We start from the raw sequence: 18,164 nt of genomic DNA, 5'->3' as shown, positions 1-18,164 counted from the left end.
CACGGGGCGGACGCCGGGTGACGTTGACCGTGCGCCCCTTTGTCCCTATCTTCCGGAGGGTGCCCCCTTCGCCGGTCCGTTTCTGGTTCGCCTCCGGACTCCTCCTCCCCGGCGCGGTGACGTTCGCCAGGGCCGCGGTCCACGTGCACGCGGCCACCGGGTCCGTCCCGTGGCCCGTCCACCTGGTCTGGGTCTGGGGCCTGTTCACCGTCCTGGCCCTGCCCCTGGTCCGCCTGCACGAGCTGGAACGCCTCCGCGCGGCCGCCGCCCGCGGTGAAGCCCCGCGTGCGCCCCGCCGCTCCGCCCGAGGGCGTCTGCTCTCCCTCTCCCGCGCCCTCACCCCCGGACGCCCGCGCCGGGTACTGGCCGCCACCACCTTCGCCGTCTCCGCCGTGGTCCTCACGGCGCTCTGGTGGGCACCGGTCAGCCCCGCCGACGGCCCCGGGGCGCCCCGTTTCCTCGACTTCTCCGCGTACGGCCTCGCACTGGGCGCCACCGGGGTCCTGGTCGCCCTCTGCCTGATCACCCTCTCGCCGGTCGCGCTCCGCGGCCCGCGGCGTTCCCGGGCGGTCGGTGCGGGCGCGGGACTGGCCACGGGTGCCGCCGCCGTCGCCCTGGCCGCCGCGCTGACCACCGTGCTCCCGGTCGAGGCGACCACGGCCTCCACGGACGGCGCCGACCACGACCTGGGTTCCGAACTCCCCTCCACCGTCGAGGACGTCGGGTGGCGCTGGTCCACACCCGACGGCGGTCCCGTCCTGGAGGTCGCCCCGGCCCGCACCGGGGTCCTCGTCCGGTCGGCCGAGGGTGTCGCCCTCGTGGACACGAGCACCGGGGAGGAGCGCTGGCACTACCGCCGTTCCGGGGAGCACGCCGTCGACATGCAGACCTCACCCGGGGGCAACAGCGTCATGCTCACCTACCCGGCGCGCGACGTCGACGGCGACCCCGCCCAGCGACTCGTCGTGCTCGAGGCCGACACCGGGCACGAGACCGGCGAGTACCAGAGCCCGCGCTCGGCCCTGCCCTTGCACTACCAGCACCAGGGCGAGTTCACCCCGCTCCTGCACCGCGACGTGCTCACGACCCTGCGCCGCAGCGACGGCCGCACCTCCGTGGCCGGCTACGTGCCCGAGACCGGGCGCGAGCGCTGGACCTACGAACCCCTGGGCGATTGCGCCCGGCGGGGGCAGGACGTCACCCGCCACGAGGTCATCGTGCTCCTGGAGTGCGACATGGACATCATGACCGGCGAACGCGGGGGACGCGGGGCCGTCCGGACCCTGCACGGCCTGGTGCCCAGCACCGGGACCTGGCTGTGGCACACCGACGTGGACATGAGCTCGCCCGGCGACGACGTCTGGATCCACACCTCCGCCGACGGTCACCTGTTCGCGTTCGCGTGGGCGTCCGACGGCGGGACGGAGTCCGGGAACGTGCTCTTCGGACGCAACGGCGAGGTCGTGGCCCGCGACCTGCCGGGGTTCGGCGGACCCACCGGGCACGAGGGGGACTGGCTCTTCACCTCCGACGGCTACCTGACCTGGGACGCCGACGGCGACAGCGGCACCTACGGCTGGCGCGGGCTCGACGGGGGAGAGCGCACCGCCTCGGCCGGGGAGACCCCCGCCGGGGACGGCGAACGCCGGGAACGCATCCGCCCCGTCCCGCTCGAGGACGCCCTGGTCACCGCCGCGCCCCGGACCGACGGTTCCGCGGCCGAGAGCATCACCCTCGCCGTGCGCCCCTGGACCGAGGGGGAGGAACCGGCGGACGACGCCGAGGCCACCACCGTCGACGTCGCCCTGGAACCGGCGGCCGGCGGCCCGCCCCCGGACGACCGGGACGAGGAGTGGGTGTCCCTGCACGGGGTTCCGGGGGCGGTCGTGCTCACCCGGCCGGGGAGCAGCGAGGTCGTGGGCATCGTCTGACCCGGTGCCCGGTGCCCGGTGCCCGGTGCCCGGTGCCCGGGACGCGGCTCAGCCCAGCACCACGTTCCCCGTCTGGTCCACGTGCCAGCCCGGGTTGTGCGCGACCTCCCAGATCACCCCGTTGGGGTCCTCCACGAACGCGTGGTGCACCCCGCCGAACTCGCCGTGCTCCGGGGCCCGCAGCACCCTGCCGCCGGCCTGCACCATGGCCTCCACCGTCCAGGCGACCTCCTCGGGCCCCTCGACGTTGTGCGCCAGGGTCACCCCCGACACCGGGGTCTGCGACAGCGCCGGGCCCGAGGCGGCGGCGTCCGAGCCCGACAGGTCGCGCCCGAACTTGACCGAGTCGAACAGCCCGAGCACCACACCCGGCCCGACCTGGAAGAACAGGATCTCGCCCGGAACGTCGGCCAGCGGTTCCCACCCCAGGCCGTCCCGGTAGAAACGTCGCGCGGCGTCCAGGTCCGCGGTCGAGAGCGTCACGAAGTGGACCTGCTGCCTCATGGGGCCTCCAAGGCTCGGATCGGTCGACGGCCTCTCATCCTCACCCGCGTGGGCCGCGTTCCCCGGTGAGCCACCCCGGCCGGGGCCGACTCACAGCCCGTGCTTGCGCGCCACGATCCGCAGCATCAGCGAACGGGGGAACAGCCGCTTGAGGGCGAACACCACCGGTGCGTTGCTGCCCACCGCGTACAACGGGCGCGGAGACGGGGCCTCGACCGCGCGCACCACCGTGCCCGCCACACGTTCGGCGGTGATGCCCTTCGCCTCGTTGGCGTTGAGCGCGCTCAGCATGGTCCTGTACTCGCCGCCGAACGGGGAGTCCTCCCGCAGGTACTGGGTGCGCCGTTCGCTGATCCCGGTGTTGATCGACCCGGGTTCGACCGTGCTGACCCCGACGCCGTAGGGCTCCACCTCCCGGCGCAGGGCGTCCGCGAACCCCTTGACCGCGGCCTTGGACGCCACGTAGGAGGAACGGTAGGCCAGCGGGAAACTGGCCAGCATCGAGCCGACCATGACCACCCGCCCGTACCCGCGCTCGCGCATCCCCGGGAGCACGAGCTGCGTGAGCCGCACGGCCCCGAACACGTTGATGCGGAACAGGCGTTCCAGCGCCGCGCCCGGAAGCTCCTCGAACGGGCCGCTCTGGCTCTCCCCGGCGTTGTTGACCAGCACGTCGACGGCGCCCACCCGTGCGGCGCAGGCCTCCACCGAGGCGTCGTCGGCCAGGTCCAGGGCCACGTACTCGACCCCCGGGACCGGATCGCTCACCACCTCGGGCTTGCGGCTCGTACCGACGACCCGGTACCCGCGCTCGACGAGGGCGGCGGCGACCGCGCGACCGATCCCGGAGGAGGCGCCGGTGACCAGGGCGGTACGGGACGTGGACTGGGGCATAAGGATCCTTCCGACGCAGACGACAGGGGAGGGGTGCTCGCGCCGGCACCGCGCACATGATCGCACGCGCCGTTTCCCCGTGCCCCTGCACGGGGAGGCAGTACGCCCCGCCCCCGACCGAGAGGACCCGCGATGGAAGACACACGTGCCAACCGCCCGGTGCTGGTCGTCGGGGCCGGCATCGCCGGCCTCACCGTCGCCCACCAGCTGCACAGACGCGGCATCGACGTGGTGGTGTGCGACTCCCGCCGCCCCGGCGCGGGCGCCTCGCACGGCAACGCCGGGTGGATCAACCCCGCCCAGACCGGGCCCCTGCCGGAACCGGGGCTGGTCGCCGACGGGCTCACCGGGTTCACCCGCCCCGACTCCCCGCTGCACCTGGCGCCGGCGAGCGTTCCGCTGCTGACCCCGTGGTTCCTGCGTTTCCTGCGCAACTGCACCCCCGCCCGGTACACACGCGGCGCCGAGGCGCTGGCGGCGCTGGGGCGGCGAACCTTCCCCCTCGTGGAACAGCTCGCCCAGGACGGGGTGGAGTTCACCAGCAGGCGGACCCGGTTCCTGGCCGTGGCGGAGGACCCCGCACACGTGGAGGGTTACCTCGCCGCGCTGGAACCCCTGCGCCGCGCCGGCTTTCCCCTCCCCGACGCACCGACCGGAGGGGACGAGCTCCGGGAGACCGAACCCGCGCTGTCCGAACGGGTCACGTGCGGCGCGGTGCTCGACGAACACGTGCAGACCGAACCGGCCAGTGTGGTGCGCGGGCTGACCGCCCACCTGCGCGCCGGCGGGGTCGAGGTGAACGAGGGTGAGGCGGTGCTCGGCGTGCACGCCCGCGACGGCGTGGTCTCGGCGGTGCGCACCACCGAGGGGACCCGGAACGCCGGTGCGGTCGTCATCGCGACCGGTGCGGGGGCGTCGGCGCTCACACAGGTCATGGGGCACCGGCTGCCGGTCGAGGGCGGGCGCGGGTACAGCTTCGACGTGCCCGCGCACCCGCTGCCGACCCACTCCACGCTCCTGCTGGACGCCCACGTTGCGTGCGCGCCGATGGGGGAGCGGTTGCGCATCTCAGGAGGGATGGACTTCGGGCTGCACGGACGGGTGCCCGAACCGTCCCGGATCTCGGCGGTGGCCCGCTCGGCCGAACCCATGCTCCGCGGCGTGGACTGGGCGGACCGGCGCCACCCCTGGACCGGCGAGCGGCCTCTGGCCCCCGACGGGCTGCCGATCGTCGACCGGCTGCCGGGGCACACCAACGCCTACGTCGCGACCGCGTACTCGATGCTGGGGATGACGCTGTCCGGCCCGGCCGCGGAGGCGCTGGCCCGGTTCATGGTGGAGGGGACCCGCCCCGAGGTCCTGGAGCCCTTCCGCGCCGACCGCTTCGGCCTGTGCCGCTGACGCCGGACCCCGAGGGCATGCCCTGCGCCGAGCCCCGAGCAACGATGTGCCCGAGGGTGCGGTGGAGGCGGAGGAGCGCTCTGCCGGGCGCGCGAAGCGCGCCGGGGACGCCCCGGCGCGCCCGTGCCCGCTCCGGCCGTGCGTGCTGTGCCCGGAGGCACCACCGTTCCGGGCCTCGGCACCGTGTGTTCCGCGGTCAGTCCCAGCGGTGCGGGTCGAACATCGCGATCGGCAGGTCGGTGCGGCCGTGCTGGGCCAGGTCCGCCAGGGCCGCACCCACCGCCGAGGCGAACTTGAACCCGTGGCCGGAGAACCCGCCCGCCAGCACCAGGCCCGGCAGCTCGCGCCGGTGCCCGATGAGGAAGTGCTCGTCCGGCGTCATCGTGTACATGCACGCCGCCATGCGCTCGGGCTCCGTCCCGACACCGGCCAACCGCTCCGCCAACCGGCCCAGGCGGGCCGCGTCCTCGGCGTCGGGCGCGCGCGGGCCCTCGTCGGGGTCCACGGGTTCACCCCACTGGGCCCCCGCGAACCGGGAACCCGGGGCCTCCGCGTGCACGCCGATCTTCACGGTCCGCCCGTCCAGGCTCGGGAACCCGTACCAGAGCGTCCCGTCGGCCTCGTCGCGGGCGAAGACCGGTCCACCGGAGTGCGCTGCGGGGTCACCGGTGACCGGGAACCAGCCCAACACCCGGCGTTCCACCCTGATGCCGAGGTCGGGAAGGCCCGGCAGGGCCCGCGGCAGCCACGAGCCCGCGGTCACCACGACCCTCCGGGCCCGGATCTCGGTACCGCCCACCCACACCGACGGCCGCTCGGCGTCGGGCACGACCCGAGTCACCGGCGCCTCGGTCAGCACCCGCGCCCCTGCCTCACGCGCGAGCCGCACCGCGGTCCCGATGGCGGCCTCAGGGAGCAGGACCCCGCCCTCCTCCTCGACGACCGCCTCCTCACCCGCCGCGAAGCGGTGATGGGGAAAGCGTGCGCGCGCCTGCTCGGGGGAGAGGTGCTCGTGTGCCAACCCGTGGTGTGCGGCCGCGGTGAGCGCACCGGTGACGGCGCCCGACCCGGGGGCGCCCGCCATGAGCGTTCCGGTGCGCAGCAACAGGTCCTGCCCCGAGGCCCGTTCCAGGTCGGCCCAGTGTTCCCAGGCCGCACGTACGAACGGCACGTACTCCGCGCCCTCCACGTAGGCGGTGCGGATGATGCGCGACTCCCCGTGGCTGGACCCCCGGTCGTGGCCGGGCGCGAACTGTTCCACCCCGACGGCCGGGACACCCCGCCGCGCGAGCTGCCACAACGCCTGGGACCCCATGGCCCCGAGCCCGACCACCACCGTGTCGGTGTGCACCGTCTCCGCCACGACCGTCCCCTTCCCCGAGTGTGCGCGTCCCGCGCAGCGCGGCGGGCCGCCCCATCGTCGCAGGGACGGCCCGCCGGAGGAGACAGGGGGACGCCGGACGCCCTCGTCGTGGGACCGTGCCCGGCGCGTGTGTGCGGGGACCGTTCGGCCCCCACGGGGTCAGCGCTTCGAACCGCGCCAGGAGCACGGACGCGCCTCACCGCGCTCGCGCCCCGGGTCGAGCAGCAGGGACAGGCCCGCGCCGAACATCCACACGTCCTTGGCGATCGCCAGCCCCTCGTCGGTGGGGCGGAGGCTGTTGGGGCGCCGCATCCCCGGGGTGCGCAGGTAGAGGCCCAGGAACGCGGCGCCGAACGCGGTCAGCCCGGCGGCGGCGACCTTCGTGGGCACGATCGGCAGCAGGAGCGCGGTCCCCAGGGCGATCTCCGACGCCGACACGAGCTTGGCGAAGGGCAGAGGCTCGATCTTGTTCAGGAACGGGTACGCGCCGGCGGCCATCCCGTGCAGCCCCTGCGCGGTCTCCTCGTCGGCCCCGCGCTTGTCCAGTCCCGAGCTGAGGATGAAGGCCCCGGTGGCGATCCGGGCGGGCATGTGGTGCGGTTCGACGGGCGGCTTCATGTGGTCACTCCCCTGGTTCCTTGCTCTGGGCACCTGTGATGCTACTGAGCGCAACCAGGGGTGTCGGTGCGACCTGCCGGGGCGGCGGGGAGCCCGGAGCCCGGGACCCTACGCGGGGGACGTGCGCGCCGCCGGGACGCCCGCGGCCGGCGGCGCCGCGCGGTGTTCGGCCAGCGACCGGCCGAGCTTGCGCAGCAGCGCCGCGAGCAGGTCGACCTCCTCGGGGGTGAGCCCGGCGAGCATCTCCTCCTCCGTCAGCAGGTGATCGGTGAAGGCCCGGTCGATGCGTTCCAGGCCGAGTGGGGTGAGCTCGGCGTGCACGACCCGGCGGTCCTCCTCCGAGCGCACACGCCGCACGAGCCCGTCCGCCTCCATGCGGTCGAGGCGGAACGTGATGCCCCCGCTGGTCAGCAGTGACGAGGCCGCCAGCTCACCCGCGGTCTTGCGGTGCGGGAGCCCGGAGCGGCGCAGGTTCGCCAGTGCGTCGAAGGAGCCCAGGGCGAGTTCGTGCCGGTCGTGCACCCCCTTCAGGATCTCTCGCTGAGCCGCGTTCAGGCGCGCGATCCGTCCGAAGACGCCGAGCACCCCGGCGGGCAGATCGGGGCGCTGATCCCGCCACTGGCCGATGATCTCGTCGACCTCGTCGCGGCCGTCCTGCTCCGGTGCACCGTCCATGCGTTTCCCTTCGGCACGTGACGACCCTTGTCGAGCCGCGTCCTGCCCATTACTGTATCTCTCCCAGTACTAAGATACTTATCCCCAAAATTTACAGAGCTGGCACATTCCCCCGCAGCGGCGTGAATATCCGGGCACGAACCTGATCCCCGCCCCGCGTGAGCCCCGGTCCGTGGATCACGCGCACCCGCCCCCGTGCGCCGCGGAGCGAAAGGAACCCCCATGCAGTCCCAGCCCACCCCCACCCGCCACCCCACCCGCGTCCGGGGCATGGCCGCCGTCGCCGCGGCCACCGCGCTGGCGGCCGCCGGGTGCGCCACCCCGGGCAGTGCCCCCGACGCCGGGGAGGTCACCATCACGACGCCCTTCGACAGCTGCCTGTCCTGGTATCCGCTCTACGTCGCCGACGAGAACGGCTATTTCGAGGACGAGGGCATCGACGCCCAGCTCCAGGGCACCGACAGCTCCGGCGGCGCTGTGCAGGCCGTTCTGTCCGGCCAGGCTCAACTGGCCTCGACCGCCCCCGACGCCTACCTGTCGTCCGCGGCCTCCGGCGCAGACATCCAGGCCTTCTACGCCCTCTACCAGCGCAGCAGTTTCCAGCTCATCGCCCCGCAGGGCTCGGGCATCGAGGAGCTCTCCGACGTGGCCGGGCACACCGTCGGCATCAGCAACCCCGGCGGCGGCGACGTCGTGTACTCCGAATGGCTCCTGGCCTCGCAGGCCGGCCTCGAAGCGGGCGAGGACTACGAACAGCTCGCCGTCGGCAACGGCTCCTCGGCCGCCACCGCCCTGAGCGACGGCTCCATCGACGCCCACTCGGCCGCCTTCTTCCACGAGGAGGTCATCCGCGAGGGGGAGCTCGACATGGACGTGGTCGCCGGCGAGGACACCCCCGACGTGGTCGGAAACCTCCTGGTCGCCGACGACACCTGGGTCGCCGAGAACGGGGACACCGTCGACTCGGTCGGCCGTGCCCTGGCCCGCGCCACCGAGTGGGGCATGGAGAACGCCGAGGGCGTGGTCGACCTCTGCGGCCGGCACGCCCCCGAGGAGGTCCAGGACCGAGCGTTCGCCGAGACCATCCACGGCCGGGTCAGCGGACTGCTGGAACTGCCCGAGTCGGCCGACGGCCAGTACGGCCACATCGACACCGACGCCTTCACCGTCTACGCCGAGGAGCTCGCCGAACTCGGGCTGGTCGAGTCGGCCGAGGGCGCCCAGGACGTGCACAACGACCACGTCGGGGCCTGGAACACCGACGGCTCCTGACCCTGCCGTGGGCGCGCCCGCGGCCCCTGGAGGGCGTTCCGGGGGGACGTCCGCCCTTTTGCCTTGGCTCTCATATTCCTACTACTGAGAATCAACCACCCCCTGAGGGAAGGACCTCCGATGTTGAAGAGACTCACCGCCGTCGCCGCCTGCGCGGCCCTCCTCGCGACCGGCTGCAGCGGTTCCCCCAGCGGTGAGCAGGGTGAGGGCGGGCAGGTGACCTTCGCCCTCCCGTTCGCCGGCTGCCTGGCCTGGTATCCGCTCTACGTCGCCGAGGAGAACGGCTACTTCGAGGACGAGGGCATCGACGCCGAGTTCCAGGCCACCGACGGATCCGGCGGCGCCGTCCAGGCCACCCTGTCCGGGCAGGCCCAGCTCGCCGCCACGGCCCCCGACGCCTACCTCGAGGCGAGCGGGGCCGGCGCCGACCTGGAGGCCTTCTACGGCCTCTACCAGCGCAGCACGTTCTCCGTGGTCGTCCCCGAGGGGAGCCCGGCCACCGACCTGTCCGACCTCGAGGGCAGCACCGTCGGCATCAGCACCCCGGGTGGCGGCGACGTCGTCTACTCCGAGTGGCTCCTGGCGACCGAGGCCGGGCTCACCGCCGAGGAGGACTACCAGCAGCTCGCGGTCGGGGAGGGCTCCTCGGCCGCCACCGCCCTGTCCGACGGTTCGGTCGACGCCTTCGCCGCCACCTACGTCGACGAGGAGGTCATCAGCTCCGGCGAGCTCGACATCAACGTCTTCACCAGCGAGGAGGCACCCGACGTGGTCGACAACCTCCTCGCCTCCACCACCGAGTGGGCGCAGCAGAACCCGGAACAGGTCGAGGGCGTCGGCCGCGCCCTGGCCCGCGGCACCGCCTGGGGCCTGGAGAACCGGGACGGCGTCGTCGACCTCTGCGGGACCCACGCGCCCGAGGAGGTCCAGGACCCCGAGTTCGCCGAGGCCATCCACGGCCGGGTCAGCGAACTGTTCGAGCTGCCCGAGTCGGCCGACGGGCAGTACGGGCACATCGACACCGGCGAGTTCACCGACTACGCCGAGGAGCTGGCCGAACTCGGGCTGGTCGCCTCGGCCGACGGCGCCGAGAACGTGCACAACGACCACGTCGAGGCCTGGAACGAGGACCCCGCCCAGTGACGTGACCCGCGCGCCGTCACTCCGGCGCCGCGCACGCCCCCGACCCCGCGCGCCGTCACCGCACCCCGCACACACCGCCGACCCCGCGCACCGCCCCCACCCCGATCCCCACCGAGAGGCGAGCATGCTGAAACAGACCACCGACCACACCGCCCCCGGGCCGCCCGCGCCCTCCGAGAACCGGGGCGCCGCCGTGACCGTCGAGGACGCGGTGCGCACCTTCACCCGCGCGGGTGAGACCGTGCACGCGCTCGGTCCGGTCTCCCTCGACGTGCGACCCGGTGAGTTCGTGGCCCTGCTGGGCCCCTCCGGCTGCGGCAAGAGCACCCTGTTGAACCTGGTCGGAGGGTTGCTGCCGCCCACCTCCGGCAGTATCCGCGTCGGGGAGGAGGAGGTCGACGGTGTCCCCGAACGGGTCGGGATGATGTTCCAACAGGCGGTCCTGCTGGCCTGGCGCACCGTGCAGCAGAACGTCCTGCTGCCCGTGGAGGTCTCCGAGGGCCGCCGCGGCGCGCGCAAGGCCGCCGACCGCGCAGCCGAACTCCTCGAGCTCGTGGGGCTGACCGGGTTCGCCGACAAGATGCCCAACGAGCTCTCCGGCGGCATGCAGCAGCGCGCCGCGATCTGCCGCATGCTCATCCAGGAACCCGACGTCCTGCTGCTGGACGAACCCTTCGGCGCCCTCGACGAGTTCACCCGAGAGCACATGAACGTGGAGCTGGCCCGCATCTGCTCCATCACCGGGCGGACCGCACTGTTCGTCACCCACTCGATCAGTGAGGCGGTCTTCCTCGCCGACCGGGTCGTGGTGATGAGCGCGCGTCCCGGCCGGATCGCCGGAACACTCGACATCGATCTGCCCAAGCCCCGCGACCCCGAGATCATGACCTCGGCGACCTTCCAGGACCACGTGCGCGATGCCCGCGACCTGCTGCGCACCGGCTACGAGGCCGCCGCCACGGCCGACAAGGAGGCCTGAGCCACCATGGCCGCCACCACGACCCCCACCCCCGCCGGAACGACCGGGGAGCCGCCGCGGCCCCCGCGCAAGGAGACCCCGAAGCCCCTGCTGGAGCGGGTGCCCGTCCCGATCCTCATGACTGCCGCGCTGGCGCTGGTCATCGGCGTCTGGCAGACCGTCGTGTCCCTGGGCTGGGTCACCGAGTACGTCATGCCCAGCCCCGCCGCCACCGGGATCGCCCTCTGGGACGTCACCCTCGACCTCGTCACGGGCGGTCCGGTCTGGGACAACTTCGTCATCTCGGCGCTGCAGGTGCTGTACGGCCTGATCATCGCGGCGGTCGCCGGTGTGGTCCTGGGCGTGCTCATCGCCGAGACCACACTGGGACGCCGTGTCCTGCAGCCCATGATGGTCGCGCTGTACGCAGCCCCGAAGGTCGCGCTGGCGCCGCTGTTCGTGGCCTGGTTCGGCTTCGACATGACCCCGAAGGTCGTCATGGCCGCGGTCATCGCGTTCTTCCCGGTCATGGTCGACACCGCCGCCGGCCTGGCCAGCGTGGACGAGAACGAGGACAAGCTCTTCAAGTCCATGCGGGCCTCGCGCTGGCAGCGGTTCTACAAGCTCAAGCTCATGAACGCGCTCCCGTTCGTCTTCGCCGGCCTCAAGAGCGCGGCCGTGCTCGCGGTCATCGGCGCGATCGTCGCCGAGTTCCTGGGCGGCGGCGAAGGACTGGGCGTGATGGTGCAGATGGCCAGCGTCGGATTCGCGCTCGACCGGCTGTTCGCCTTCGTGGTGCTGCTGTCCGCCTTCGCCTACCTGCTCTACCTGGCGGTCGACATCGTGGAGCGCCGCGTCGTGTTCTGGCGCTCCACCGGCTTCCTGCCCTCGGACTCCTGACCCCGGAGGGCTCCCCGGGGCGGTGCCGGACGGCCGCCCGGCGCACCTGCGGCACCGCCCCGGAACCTCTCCCAAAAAACCTCACAGTACAAAGTGTCTTAGCGCTCAGATATATGCTAGCGTGCTCGCATGGAACACGGATCGGTGGTCGCCTCTGATGTCTGACAGCAACGACGTGCTCGGCCACACCCACGGTGGCGACCTTCTCGTCGCCCTCATGGACGCCCTCGGCGTCGACACCGTCTTCGGTGTGGTCAGCGTGCACAACCTCCCCCTCGTCGACGCCGTCGCCGCGCGCCGCCGGTTCGTCCCGGTGCGCCACGAGGCGGCCGCGGTCAACGCGGCCGACGCCCACGGGCGGGTCCGGGGCGGCGTGGGTATCGCCCTGACCAGTACCGGAACCGGGTCCGGCAACGCCGCCGGTGCCCTCGTCGAAGCCCTCTCCACCGGCTCGCGCGTCCTCCACGTGACCGGGCAGATCGAGAGCCGCTACCTCGGACAGGGCCGGGGTTTCATCCACGAGACCAAGGACCAGTACGGGATGCTCGCCGCGGTCAGCAAGGCCGCGCACACCGTCACCGGCCCCGACGACGCCGCGAAGGTGCTGACCACCGCCGCGTCCGAGGCCCTCAGCGCCCCCTACGGGCCGGTCAGTGTCGAGTGGCCCATCGACCTGCAGTACGCCCGGCACGAGTTCGGCGACCTCGAGATCACCCCGGCCGCCCCGGCGGTGCGCGCCTCCGACGACGTGCTCGCCGACGCCGCCGCCCGCATCGCCGCCGCCGAACGCCCCCTGTTCTGGATCGGCGGGGGAGCGCTCGACGCCCGCGACGAGGTCCTCGATCTGATCACCCGCACCCGCGCCGGCGTGCTCACCAGCAACTCCGGCCGCGGTGTGGTCCCCGAGGGCCACGGCGCCTGCATCGGCAACTTCGCCATGAACCCCGCCGTCCGTCCCCTCCTGGACCGCGCCGACCTGCTCGTCTCGATCGGCACCCACTTCCGCAGCAACGAGACCGGCGACTACGCCCTCGAGCTGCCCGGACAGCACGTGCAGATCGACGCCGACCCCGCCGCCCTCGGCCGGGTGTACCCCGCCACCGTCGGCGTCGAGGGCGAGGCCGCACCCGTGCTCACCGCCCTGGCCGAGCGGCTGCCCGAACGCACCGCCACCGACGAGGGCTGGCTCGCCGAGGTCGCTTCCGCCCGCCGCACCTCCCGCCAGGGCATGCGCGAGAACATCGGATGGCAGGCCGAGATCTGCGACGCCGTGCGCTCGGCCCTGCCGCGCCGCGCCGTCCTGGCCCGCGACGTCACCATCCCGTCCAGCATGTGGGGCAACCGGCTCCTGGCCGTGGACGAACCCGAGATCAACGTCTTCCCCCGCGGGGGCGGCATCGGCCAAGGGCTGGCCATGGGCATCGGAGGTGCGCTCGCCCGCCCCGACCTGCCCGCCCTCGCCCTCGTCGGCGACGGCGGCCTGGCCGTCCACCTCGGCGAGATGGGCACCCTCGCCCAGGAGCGCCCCTGGCTGGTGCTCCTGCTCTTCAACGACGGCGGGTACGGGGTCCTGCGCAACACTCAGGACGTGCACGTCAGGCGGCGTTCCGGCGTCGATCTGGCCACCCCCGACTTCGCGCAGCTCGCCGGCGCGTACGGGATCCCGCACTTCCCGGTCAAGGGCACCGACGACGTCGAGGAGGCCCTGGCCTCCGCCCTGTCCACCCGCGGGCCCGCGGTCGTCGAGGTCGACGTCGACGCCCTCGGCCCCATCCCCAAACCCTTCACCCCGCCGGTCAGCATCCCCGGAACCGAGGAGGAGCGCCGATGACGGCCCCGCACCCGCCCACGATCCGAGCACTGCGCCACGTCGCCCTGCGCACCACCGCCCTCGAGGGGTCGGTCGACTTCTACACCGGCCCGTGGGGCCTGGACCTGGTCCAGCGCACCGAGACCACCGCCCACCTGCGCGCGGCCGGTCCCGAACACCACGTGCTCGAACTCCACGCCGCCGAACGCAACGGGCTCCACCACATCGCCTTCGCCGTGCAGGACCCCGCCGAGGTCGACGCGGCCGCCGAGTGGCTGCGCGCCGAGGGTGTGACCCTGCTCGAGGAACCCGGCCGCACCGACCGGCCCGGCGGCGGGTACGCCGTGCGCTTCCTCGACCCGGAGAACCGGGTCCTGGAGATCAGTGCCCACGTGCACGCCGTCCCCGAACTGCCCCAGGACCGCCCCGTGCCACGCAAGGTCGCGCACTCGGTGCTCAACACCACCGACATCGACGCCGCCACCGCCTGGTACACCCGGGTGCTCGGGCTGCGCGTGAGCGACTGGTCCGAGCACCAGATGGTGTTCCTGAGAGCGATCGGCGACCACCACGTCATCGCCTTCAATCAGGCCGAGTGGACCGCACCCAACCACGTCGCCTACGAGGTCGGCAGCCTCGACGCGTGGATGCGCAGTATCGGCCGCCTCAAGGTCGCCGGGCACGAGACCGCGTGGGGACCCGGGCGCCACGGCCCCGGCGACAACGCCTTCGCCTACTACATCGACCCGGCCGGGCTCGTCCCGGAGATGACCGCCGAGGTCCTGCAGATCGACGAGGAGACCTGGATGCCGAGGGTGTGGCCGCGCACCCCCGAGCTGTCCGACCTGTTCCGCACCGCCGGCCCGCCCTCGCCCCGCGTCCGCGAGCACATGGGCGGTGTCCCCGATCCGGGGTGGGCCTGAGCCCTGCGCGGCGGGTCCGGGCCGACCGGTCGCCCGCCGCAGCCCACCCCACGGCGCCGGAGCCCCGCCCGGGCCCGGTTCCGGCCCCCGCATCACCCCTGCAACCCTCCACGAGAGCAAGGAGAGCGTCATGACCGAGACCGTTCCGGAGAACTCCACCCCCGAGCTCGAGAAGGCCATCGACGAGGCCCTGGCCACCAACGCCTCGCGCAACGTCGACTTCGACACCCTCGCGTTCCAGACCAAGGCCGGTGCGCAGTTCCGCCGGGCCCAGGTGCGCTACATCGGTTCCGGCGCCACCGGCAACCACGACGGCGACGAGAACATCCTGCCCGCCGACCACTTCACCTTCTCCAACATGGTGCTGCCCTCGGGCTGCGTGGGCCCCGAGCACACCCACCACGACGTCGAGGAGGTCTTCTTCGTCCTCGAGGGCGAGGTCGAGTTCTCCGTGCACGACGCCGAGGACGGCAACAAGAAGGCCAGCCGGGTGCTCGGCAGCTACGACCTGCTGCGTGTGCCCGCCGGTGTGCCGCGCAGCCTGAAGACGGTCAGCGACGAGGACGCGCGCATCTGCGTGATCATCGGGACGCAGAAGCCGCAGCTGCCGACCTATCCCGAGACCTCCGAGATGCACGGCGTCACCCGCGACTGAGCGGAGCACACGTGCGGCGGGCCCGCTCCCTTTCCCGGGGGCGGGCCCGCTCGTGCGTGCGGGGGCGGTTACGCGGGGACCGGGGGCCCGGGCGCGAACCGCCCCGGCGGTGTCAGACCGGAACCGACCACGCGTCGTAGCCGTAGACCCAGTCGCCGGTACCGGAGTCCTTGAGCCAGGCGTTGTCGCGCGAGCTGATCTGGATGCGCGCGGTGCGCTCCCGGCGGGCCTTCTCGTAGGCGGTGAAGGACTCCTGCACGGACGGGGCCGCCTGCAGCGCGCGGGACAGCACGACGGCGTCCTCCACGGCCTGGCCGGCGCCCTGGGCCATGAACGGCATCATCGGGTGGCAGGCGTCGCCGAGCAGGGTGACACGGCCCGCGCTCCACTCCGGCAGCGGGTCGCGCACGTACAGGGCCGACTTGAGGACCTCGTCGCAGGCCTCGAGGAGCGCGCGGGCGTCGGGGTGGAAGCCCGCGTAGGAGGCGCGCAGTTCCTCGACCGTGCCCGGGGTGGTCCAGGACTCCTCGTGCCAGCCCTCCTGGGGGATCGTCGCGAAGACGAACAGGTCGCGGCCGCGGTTGAGGGGGAAGGTGACGATCTGGGTGTTCGCGTCGGGGCCCCACCACTTGGTGAAGGAGTCCAGGTCGCGGGTGCCGGCGAGGCGATCCACCGGGACCACCGAGCGGAAGGCGACCACCCCCGTGAAGGTCGGGTGTTCCGGGCCGAGCAGCGCGGTGCGCACGGCCGAGTGGATGCCGTCGGCGCCGATGAGCAGGTCCGCACGGTGGGTGGAACCGTCGGCGAAGGTGCAGGTCACGCCGGTCTCGTCCTGGTCGGCGCCGGTGAGGCGGTGCCCGAGGCGCAGGACCTCGGAGGGCAGGGCCTGTTCGAGGGCGGCCATGAGGTCGGCGCGGTGCATGGTCAGCTGGGGCGCGCCGTACTGTTCCTCGGCCGTCTCGGCCATCGGTAGCCGGGACGTCTCCTCACCGGTGTCGTACGTACGGCTGATGCGGGCCACGGGGCGCGCGGCGGTCTCGCGCAGCGCTTCTCCCACGCCCAGTCCGTCGAGGGCCCGGACGGCGTTGGGGGTGAGGTTGATGTCCGCACCGACACGGCCGAACCCGCGTGCCTGCTCGAAGACGGTCACCTCGTGTCCTGACGCCCGTAGTGCGATGGCTGCGCACAGGCCTCCGATACCCGCGCCGCAGACGGCGATGTCGGCCATGGGGGGACCTTTCTCTTGAATTCTTGGTCAAGAGAATCTTAGGTGCAAGATATAAGGGGCGGCAAGGGTCCGTGGGTTTCCTGGACAGGGGAGGGGAGGGGGTGCCGGCGGCGGGCCCGGAGGGATTCCCGCCGCCCCGGCTGAGGGCCCCGGTCAGTTGTCGCCGAGGAGCTGGTCCCGTGCGGCGTCGACGGCCGCGCCACCCGGGTCCTCGGCCACGTCGGTGGCGGTCTCGACGCCGTCCTGGAAGGCCTGGCTGGAGTCCTGCACGCCTTCGGCGGCCTCCTGGCCGTAGGACTCGGCGACGTCCTGGACGAGCTGCCCCGCCTCGCCCCCGAGGAGCCCCTTGATCCAATCGATCGCTTCGCTGATCATCTGCGCCCCGTTCGTTCTCGTGATGTGTCCGGGCGGACCCGTGCAGTGTCTGCCCGGACCCGGTAAGGCCCGCGTAAGGGGCGATCGGGGCGTTCGGGGTGCCCGTGGAAGAGGAGCGCCCCCGGTGCACGGGGCACCGGGGGCAGAGGGGGAACGAAGGGGGGAAGGTCCCGGCGCCGGGGGAGGGGCCGTCTCCGACAGGGGGCGCGGAGAATGGCCGGGACCTGTGTTCCGCCTTCGATGTTCATCCTGCCCCATCGCGGGGTGCCGTGGGGTGGGAACGGAGAATCTCCGCCGAAAAATCTTCCGAAGTCTCGGAGGAGTGCTGGCCCCGAGGGGGAAAATCGGCACTTCTCCCGTTATGCCCGATGTGTGCGTGCCGGGTGGTGTCGGAGGGTGTGCGGCGTTGGAGGCGTCCGTCCGGGAGGGGTGTCCGTGTGCGGTTGCTCACCCGGGGTGGCGCGGCGCCATACCCTGCCATTATGGTCGGGTAAATCGGAAATACCGGCCGAACTGGGCACGAACCGCCCTCAGGCCTCTTCCATCCCGTTCACGAAAAGGATCCTCTCCGATGCACCGCTCCGCAGTCCTCGCCCCCGCCGCAGTGGCCGTCCTGGCGGTGGCCGCCTGCGGTGCGCCGTCCGAGAACGACGCGGACGCCGCGGGTACCGAGGATACGCTGGTCGTCGGTGCGACCGCCGTCCCGGCCGGGGAGATCCTGGAGTTCATCGACGAGAACCTCGCCGAGGACGCCGGGCTGTCGCTGGAGATCGAGGAGTTCTCCGACTACGTCGCGCCCAACACCGCGCTCGCCGAGGGGCAGCTCGACGCCAACCTCTACCAGCACGAGCCGTTCCTGCTGGAGTTCAACGAGGGCAACGACACCGACCTGACCGCCGTGCAGCAGGCCTACCTGCCGCCGCTGGGGCTCTACTCCGAGCAGGTCGACTCGGTGGACGACCTCGAGGACGGCGCGGAGATCGCGCTTCCGAACGACCCCACCAACGAGTTCCGCGCGGTCCTGCTGCTGGAGGAGAGCGGCCTGATCACGCTGGCCGACGGGGTCGAGGAGTCGAACTTCTCGCTCGGCGACATCGAGGACAACCCCAAGGACCTGGACTTCCACGAGGTCGAGGCGCCCCAGCTGCCGCGCTCGCTCGGCGACGTCGACGCGGCGATCGTCAACAACAACTACACGCAGGAGGCCGGGCTCGACTTCGAGGAGGACTCCGTCCTCCTGGAGGAGGTCGAGGGCAACGACTACGTCAACGTCCTCGCCGCCCGCACCGAGAACGCTGACGACCCGCGCATCGCCACCCTCGGCGAACTGCTCCTGGCCGACGAGACCCTGGAGTTCATCGAGGACGAGTACGAGGGCAGCATCATCCCCGCCGAGGGCAGCTGACCCACCACGCCCCCGTCCCCCGCAGGCCGCCCCGTCAGCCCCCGCGACGGGGCGGACCTGTGCCCGGGGCCCGGCATCGCCGAGGGCTTGCCGTGGAAAACCCCTCGCC

17 protein-coding genes are annotated in these 18,164 nt (G+C 72.8%); 10 read left to right on the top strand and 7 right to left on the bottom strand.

The annotated features are described in order from the left end of the window. Positions 1 to 59 precede the first annotated feature (59 nt). Complete coding sequence (locus tag IDM40_RS19475) at positions 60 to 1,931, top strand: hypothetical protein (RefSeq protein WP_328807071.1); 1,872 nt, start codon at positions 60 to 62, stop codon at positions 1,929 to 1,931. A gap of 48 nt (positions 1,932 to 1,979) precedes the next feature. Here the strand turns inward: IDM40_RS19475 and IDM40_RS19470 are convergent, their stop codons facing one another. Continuing rightward, positions 1,980 to 2,435 carry a VOC family protein gene (locus IDM40_RS19470; RefSeq protein ID WP_193123455.1) on the bottom strand — a complete coding sequence of 152 codons (456 nt, stop codon included), beginning with the start codon at positions 2,433 to 2,435 and terminating at the stop codon, positions 1,980 to 1,982. A gap of 90 nt (positions 2,436 to 2,525) precedes the next feature. Next, complete coding sequence (locus tag IDM40_RS19465) at positions 2,526 to 3,329, bottom strand: SDR family oxidoreductase (RefSeq protein ID WP_193123454.1); 804 nt, start codon at positions 3,327 to 3,329, stop codon at positions 2,526 to 2,528. A 132-nt stretch (positions 3,330 to 3,461) separates the two neighbouring features. Between IDM40_RS19465 and IDM40_RS19460 the strand changes: the two genes are divergently transcribed. Beyond that, a complete protein-coding gene (locus IDM40_RS19460; RefSeq protein WP_193123453.1) occupies positions 3,462 to 4,730 on the top strand; it encodes an NAD(P)/FAD-dependent oxidoreductase in 1,269 nt (422 codons plus the stop codon). A 196-nt stretch (positions 4,731 to 4,926) separates the two neighbouring features. On the opposite strand, the gene solA is transcribed toward IDM40_RS19460, so the two are convergent. The 3 genes from solA to IDM40_RS19445 all read right to left on the bottom strand — a co-directional run bounded on the left by solA (position 4,927) and on the right by IDM40_RS19445 (position 7,386). Continuing rightward, entirely contained in the window at positions 4,927 to 6,093 is a 1,167-nt protein-coding gene (gene solA, locus IDM40_RS19455; RefSeq protein WP_193123452.1) for an N-methyl-L-tryptophan oxidase, read from the bottom strand. 159 nt (positions 6,094 to 6,252) lie between these two features. Further along, entirely contained in the window at positions 6,253 to 6,711 is a 459-nt protein-coding gene (locus IDM40_RS19450) for a hypothetical protein (RefSeq protein ID WP_193123451.1), read from the bottom strand. A 108-nt stretch (positions 6,712 to 6,819) separates the two neighbouring features. Continuing rightward, on the bottom strand, positions 6,820 to 7,386 hold the full coding sequence (locus tag IDM40_RS19445) for a MarR family winged helix-turn-helix transcriptional regulator (RefSeq protein WP_193123450.1): 567 nt from the start codon (positions 7,384 to 7,386) through the stop codon (positions 6,820 to 6,822). Positions 7,387 to 7,608: 222 nt separating this feature from the next. Between IDM40_RS19445 and IDM40_RS19440 the strand changes: the two genes are divergently transcribed. The 7 genes from IDM40_RS19440 to IDM40_RS19410 all read left to right on the top strand — a co-directional run bounded on the left by IDM40_RS19440 (position 7,609) and on the right by IDM40_RS19410 (position 15,047). Beyond that, positions 7,609 to 8,658: an ABC transporter substrate-binding protein gene (locus tag IDM40_RS19440; RefSeq protein WP_193123449.1), complete on the top strand. Its 1,050-nt coding sequence runs from the start codon at positions 7,609 to 7,611 to the stop codon at positions 8,656 to 8,658. A 120-nt stretch (positions 8,659 to 8,778) separates the two neighbouring features. Next, positions 8,779 to 9,801 carry an ABC transporter substrate-binding protein gene (locus IDM40_RS19435; RefSeq protein ID WP_193123448.1) on the top strand — a complete coding sequence of 341 codons (1,023 nt, stop codon included), beginning with the start codon at positions 8,779 to 8,781 and terminating at the stop codon, positions 9,799 to 9,801. Between the two features lie 124 nt (positions 9,802 to 9,925). Continuing rightward, on the top strand, positions 9,926 to 10,780 hold the full coding sequence (locus IDM40_RS19430; RefSeq protein WP_193123447.1) for an ABC transporter ATP-binding protein: 855 nt from the start codon (positions 9,926 to 9,928) through the stop codon (positions 10,778 to 10,780). Positions 10,781 to 10,786: 6 nt separating this feature from the next. Further along, the gene (locus IDM40_RS19425) at positions 10,787 to 11,659 is read left to right on the top strand and encodes an ABC transporter permease (RefSeq protein ID WP_193123446.1); all 873 of its coding nucleotides are present in this window, start codon (positions 10,787 to 10,789) and stop codon (positions 11,657 to 11,659) included. A gap of 157 nt (positions 11,660 to 11,816) precedes the next feature. Continuing rightward, positions 11,817 to 13,490 carry a thiamine pyrophosphate-binding protein gene (locus tag IDM40_RS19420; protein WP_193123445.1) on the top strand — a complete coding sequence of 558 codons (1,674 nt, stop codon included), beginning with the start codon at positions 11,817 to 11,819 and terminating at the stop codon, positions 13,488 to 13,490. Beyond that, on the top strand, positions 13,487 to 14,392 hold the full coding sequence (locus IDM40_RS19415) for a VOC family protein (RefSeq protein WP_193123444.1): 906 nt from the start codon (positions 13,487 to 13,489) through the stop codon (positions 14,390 to 14,392). The genes IDM40_RS19420 and IDM40_RS19415 overlap by 4 nt, the downstream gene beginning before the upstream one ends. A gap of 130 nt (positions 14,393 to 14,522) precedes the next feature. Beyond that, on the top strand, positions 14,523 to 15,047 hold the full coding sequence (locus IDM40_RS19410; protein ID WP_193123443.1) for a cupin domain-containing protein: 525 nt from the start codon (positions 14,523 to 14,525) through the stop codon (positions 15,045 to 15,047). A gap of 112 nt (positions 15,048 to 15,159) precedes the next feature. On the opposite strand, the gene IDM40_RS19405 is transcribed toward IDM40_RS19410, so the two are convergent. Both IDM40_RS19405 and IDM40_RS19400 read right to left on the bottom strand, forming a co-directional pair. Next, complete coding sequence (locus tag IDM40_RS19405; protein ID WP_193123442.1) at positions 15,160 to 16,275, bottom strand: FAD-dependent monooxygenase; 1,116 nt, start codon at positions 16,273 to 16,275, stop codon at positions 15,160 to 15,162. A 153-nt stretch (positions 16,276 to 16,428) separates the two neighbouring features. Continuing rightward, positions 16,429 to 16,650 (bottom strand): hypothetical protein, encoded by a 222-nt coding sequence (locus IDM40_RS19400; protein WP_193123441.1) that lies wholly within the window; start codon positions 16,648 to 16,650, stop codon positions 16,429 to 16,431. A gap of 571 nt (positions 16,651 to 17,221) precedes the next feature. On the opposite strand from IDM40_RS19400, the gene IDM40_RS19395 reads away from it, so the two are divergent. Next, positions 17,222 to 18,055 (top strand): MetQ/NlpA family ABC transporter substrate-binding protein, encoded by an 834-nt coding sequence (locus IDM40_RS19395; RefSeq protein WP_193123440.1) that lies wholly within the window; start codon positions 17,222 to 17,224, stop codon positions 18,053 to 18,055. Positions 18,056 to 18,164 lie beyond the last annotated feature (109 nt).

The organism is Nocardiopsis coralli (assembly GCF_014892575.1).
Lineage (GTDB): Bacteria > Actinomycetota > Actinomycetes > Streptosporangiales > Streptosporangiaceae > Nocardiopsis > Nocardiopsis coralli.
The sequence above is the reverse complement of the archived record's forward strand: the minus strand, read 5'-3'. Positions and strand labels throughout refer to the sequence as shown.

Coding starts and splice junctions, on each gene's coding strand:
- IDM40_RS19400 (WP_193123441.1), bottom strand. CDS start 16,650: ATGATCAGCGAAGCGATCGATTGGATCAAGGGGCTCCTCGGGGGCGAG.
- IDM40_RS19405 (WP_193123442.1), bottom strand. CDS start 16,275: ATGGCCGACATCGCCGTCTGCGGCGCGGGTATCGGAGGCCTGTGCGCA.
- IDM40_RS19465 (WP_193123454.1), bottom strand. CDS start 3,329: ATGCCCCAGTCCACGTCCCGTACCGCCCTGGTCACCGGCGCCTCCTCC.
- IDM40_RS19445 (WP_193123450.1), bottom strand. CDS start 7,386: ATGGACGGTGCACCGGAGCAGGACGGCCGCGACGAGGTCGACGAGATC.
- IDM40_RS19440 (WP_193123449.1), top strand. CDS start 7,609: ATGCAGTCCCAGCCCACCCCCACCCGCCACCCCACCCGCGTCCGGGGC.
- IDM40_RS19425 (WP_193123446.1), top strand. CDS start 10,787: ATGGCCGCCACCACGACCCCCACCCCCGCCGGAACGACCGGGGAGCCG.
- IDM40_RS19470 (WP_193123455.1), bottom strand. CDS start 2,435: ATGAGGCAGCAGGTCCACTTCGTGACGCTCTCGACCGCGGACCTGGAC.
- IDM40_RS19435 (WP_193123448.1), top strand. CDS start 8,779: ATGTTGAAGAGACTCACCGCCGTCGCCGCCTGCGCGGCCCTCCTCGCG.
- IDM40_RS19450 (WP_193123451.1), bottom strand. CDS start 6,711: ATGAAGCCGCCCGTCGAACCGCACCACATGCCCGCCCGGATCGCCACC.
- IDM40_RS19410 (WP_193123443.1), top strand. CDS start 14,523: ATGACCGAGACCGTTCCGGAGAACTCCACCCCCGAGCTCGAGAAGGCC.
- IDM40_RS19420 (WP_193123445.1), top strand. CDS start 11,817: ATGTCTGACAGCAACGACGTGCTCGGCCACACCCACGGTGGCGACCTT.
- IDM40_RS19415 (WP_193123444.1), top strand. CDS start 13,487: ATGACGGCCCCGCACCCGCCCACGATCCGAGCACTGCGCCACGTCGCC.
- IDM40_RS19430 (WP_193123447.1), top strand. CDS start 9,926: ATGCTGAAACAGACCACCGACCACACCGCCCCCGGGCCGCCCGCGCCC.
- IDM40_RS19460 (WP_193123453.1), top strand. CDS start 3,462: ATGGAAGACACACGTGCCAACCGCCCGGTGCTGGTCGTCGGGGCCGGC.
- IDM40_RS19395 (WP_193123440.1), top strand. CDS start 17,222: ATGCACCGCTCCGCAGTCCTCGCCCCCGCCGCAGTGGCCGTCCTGGCG.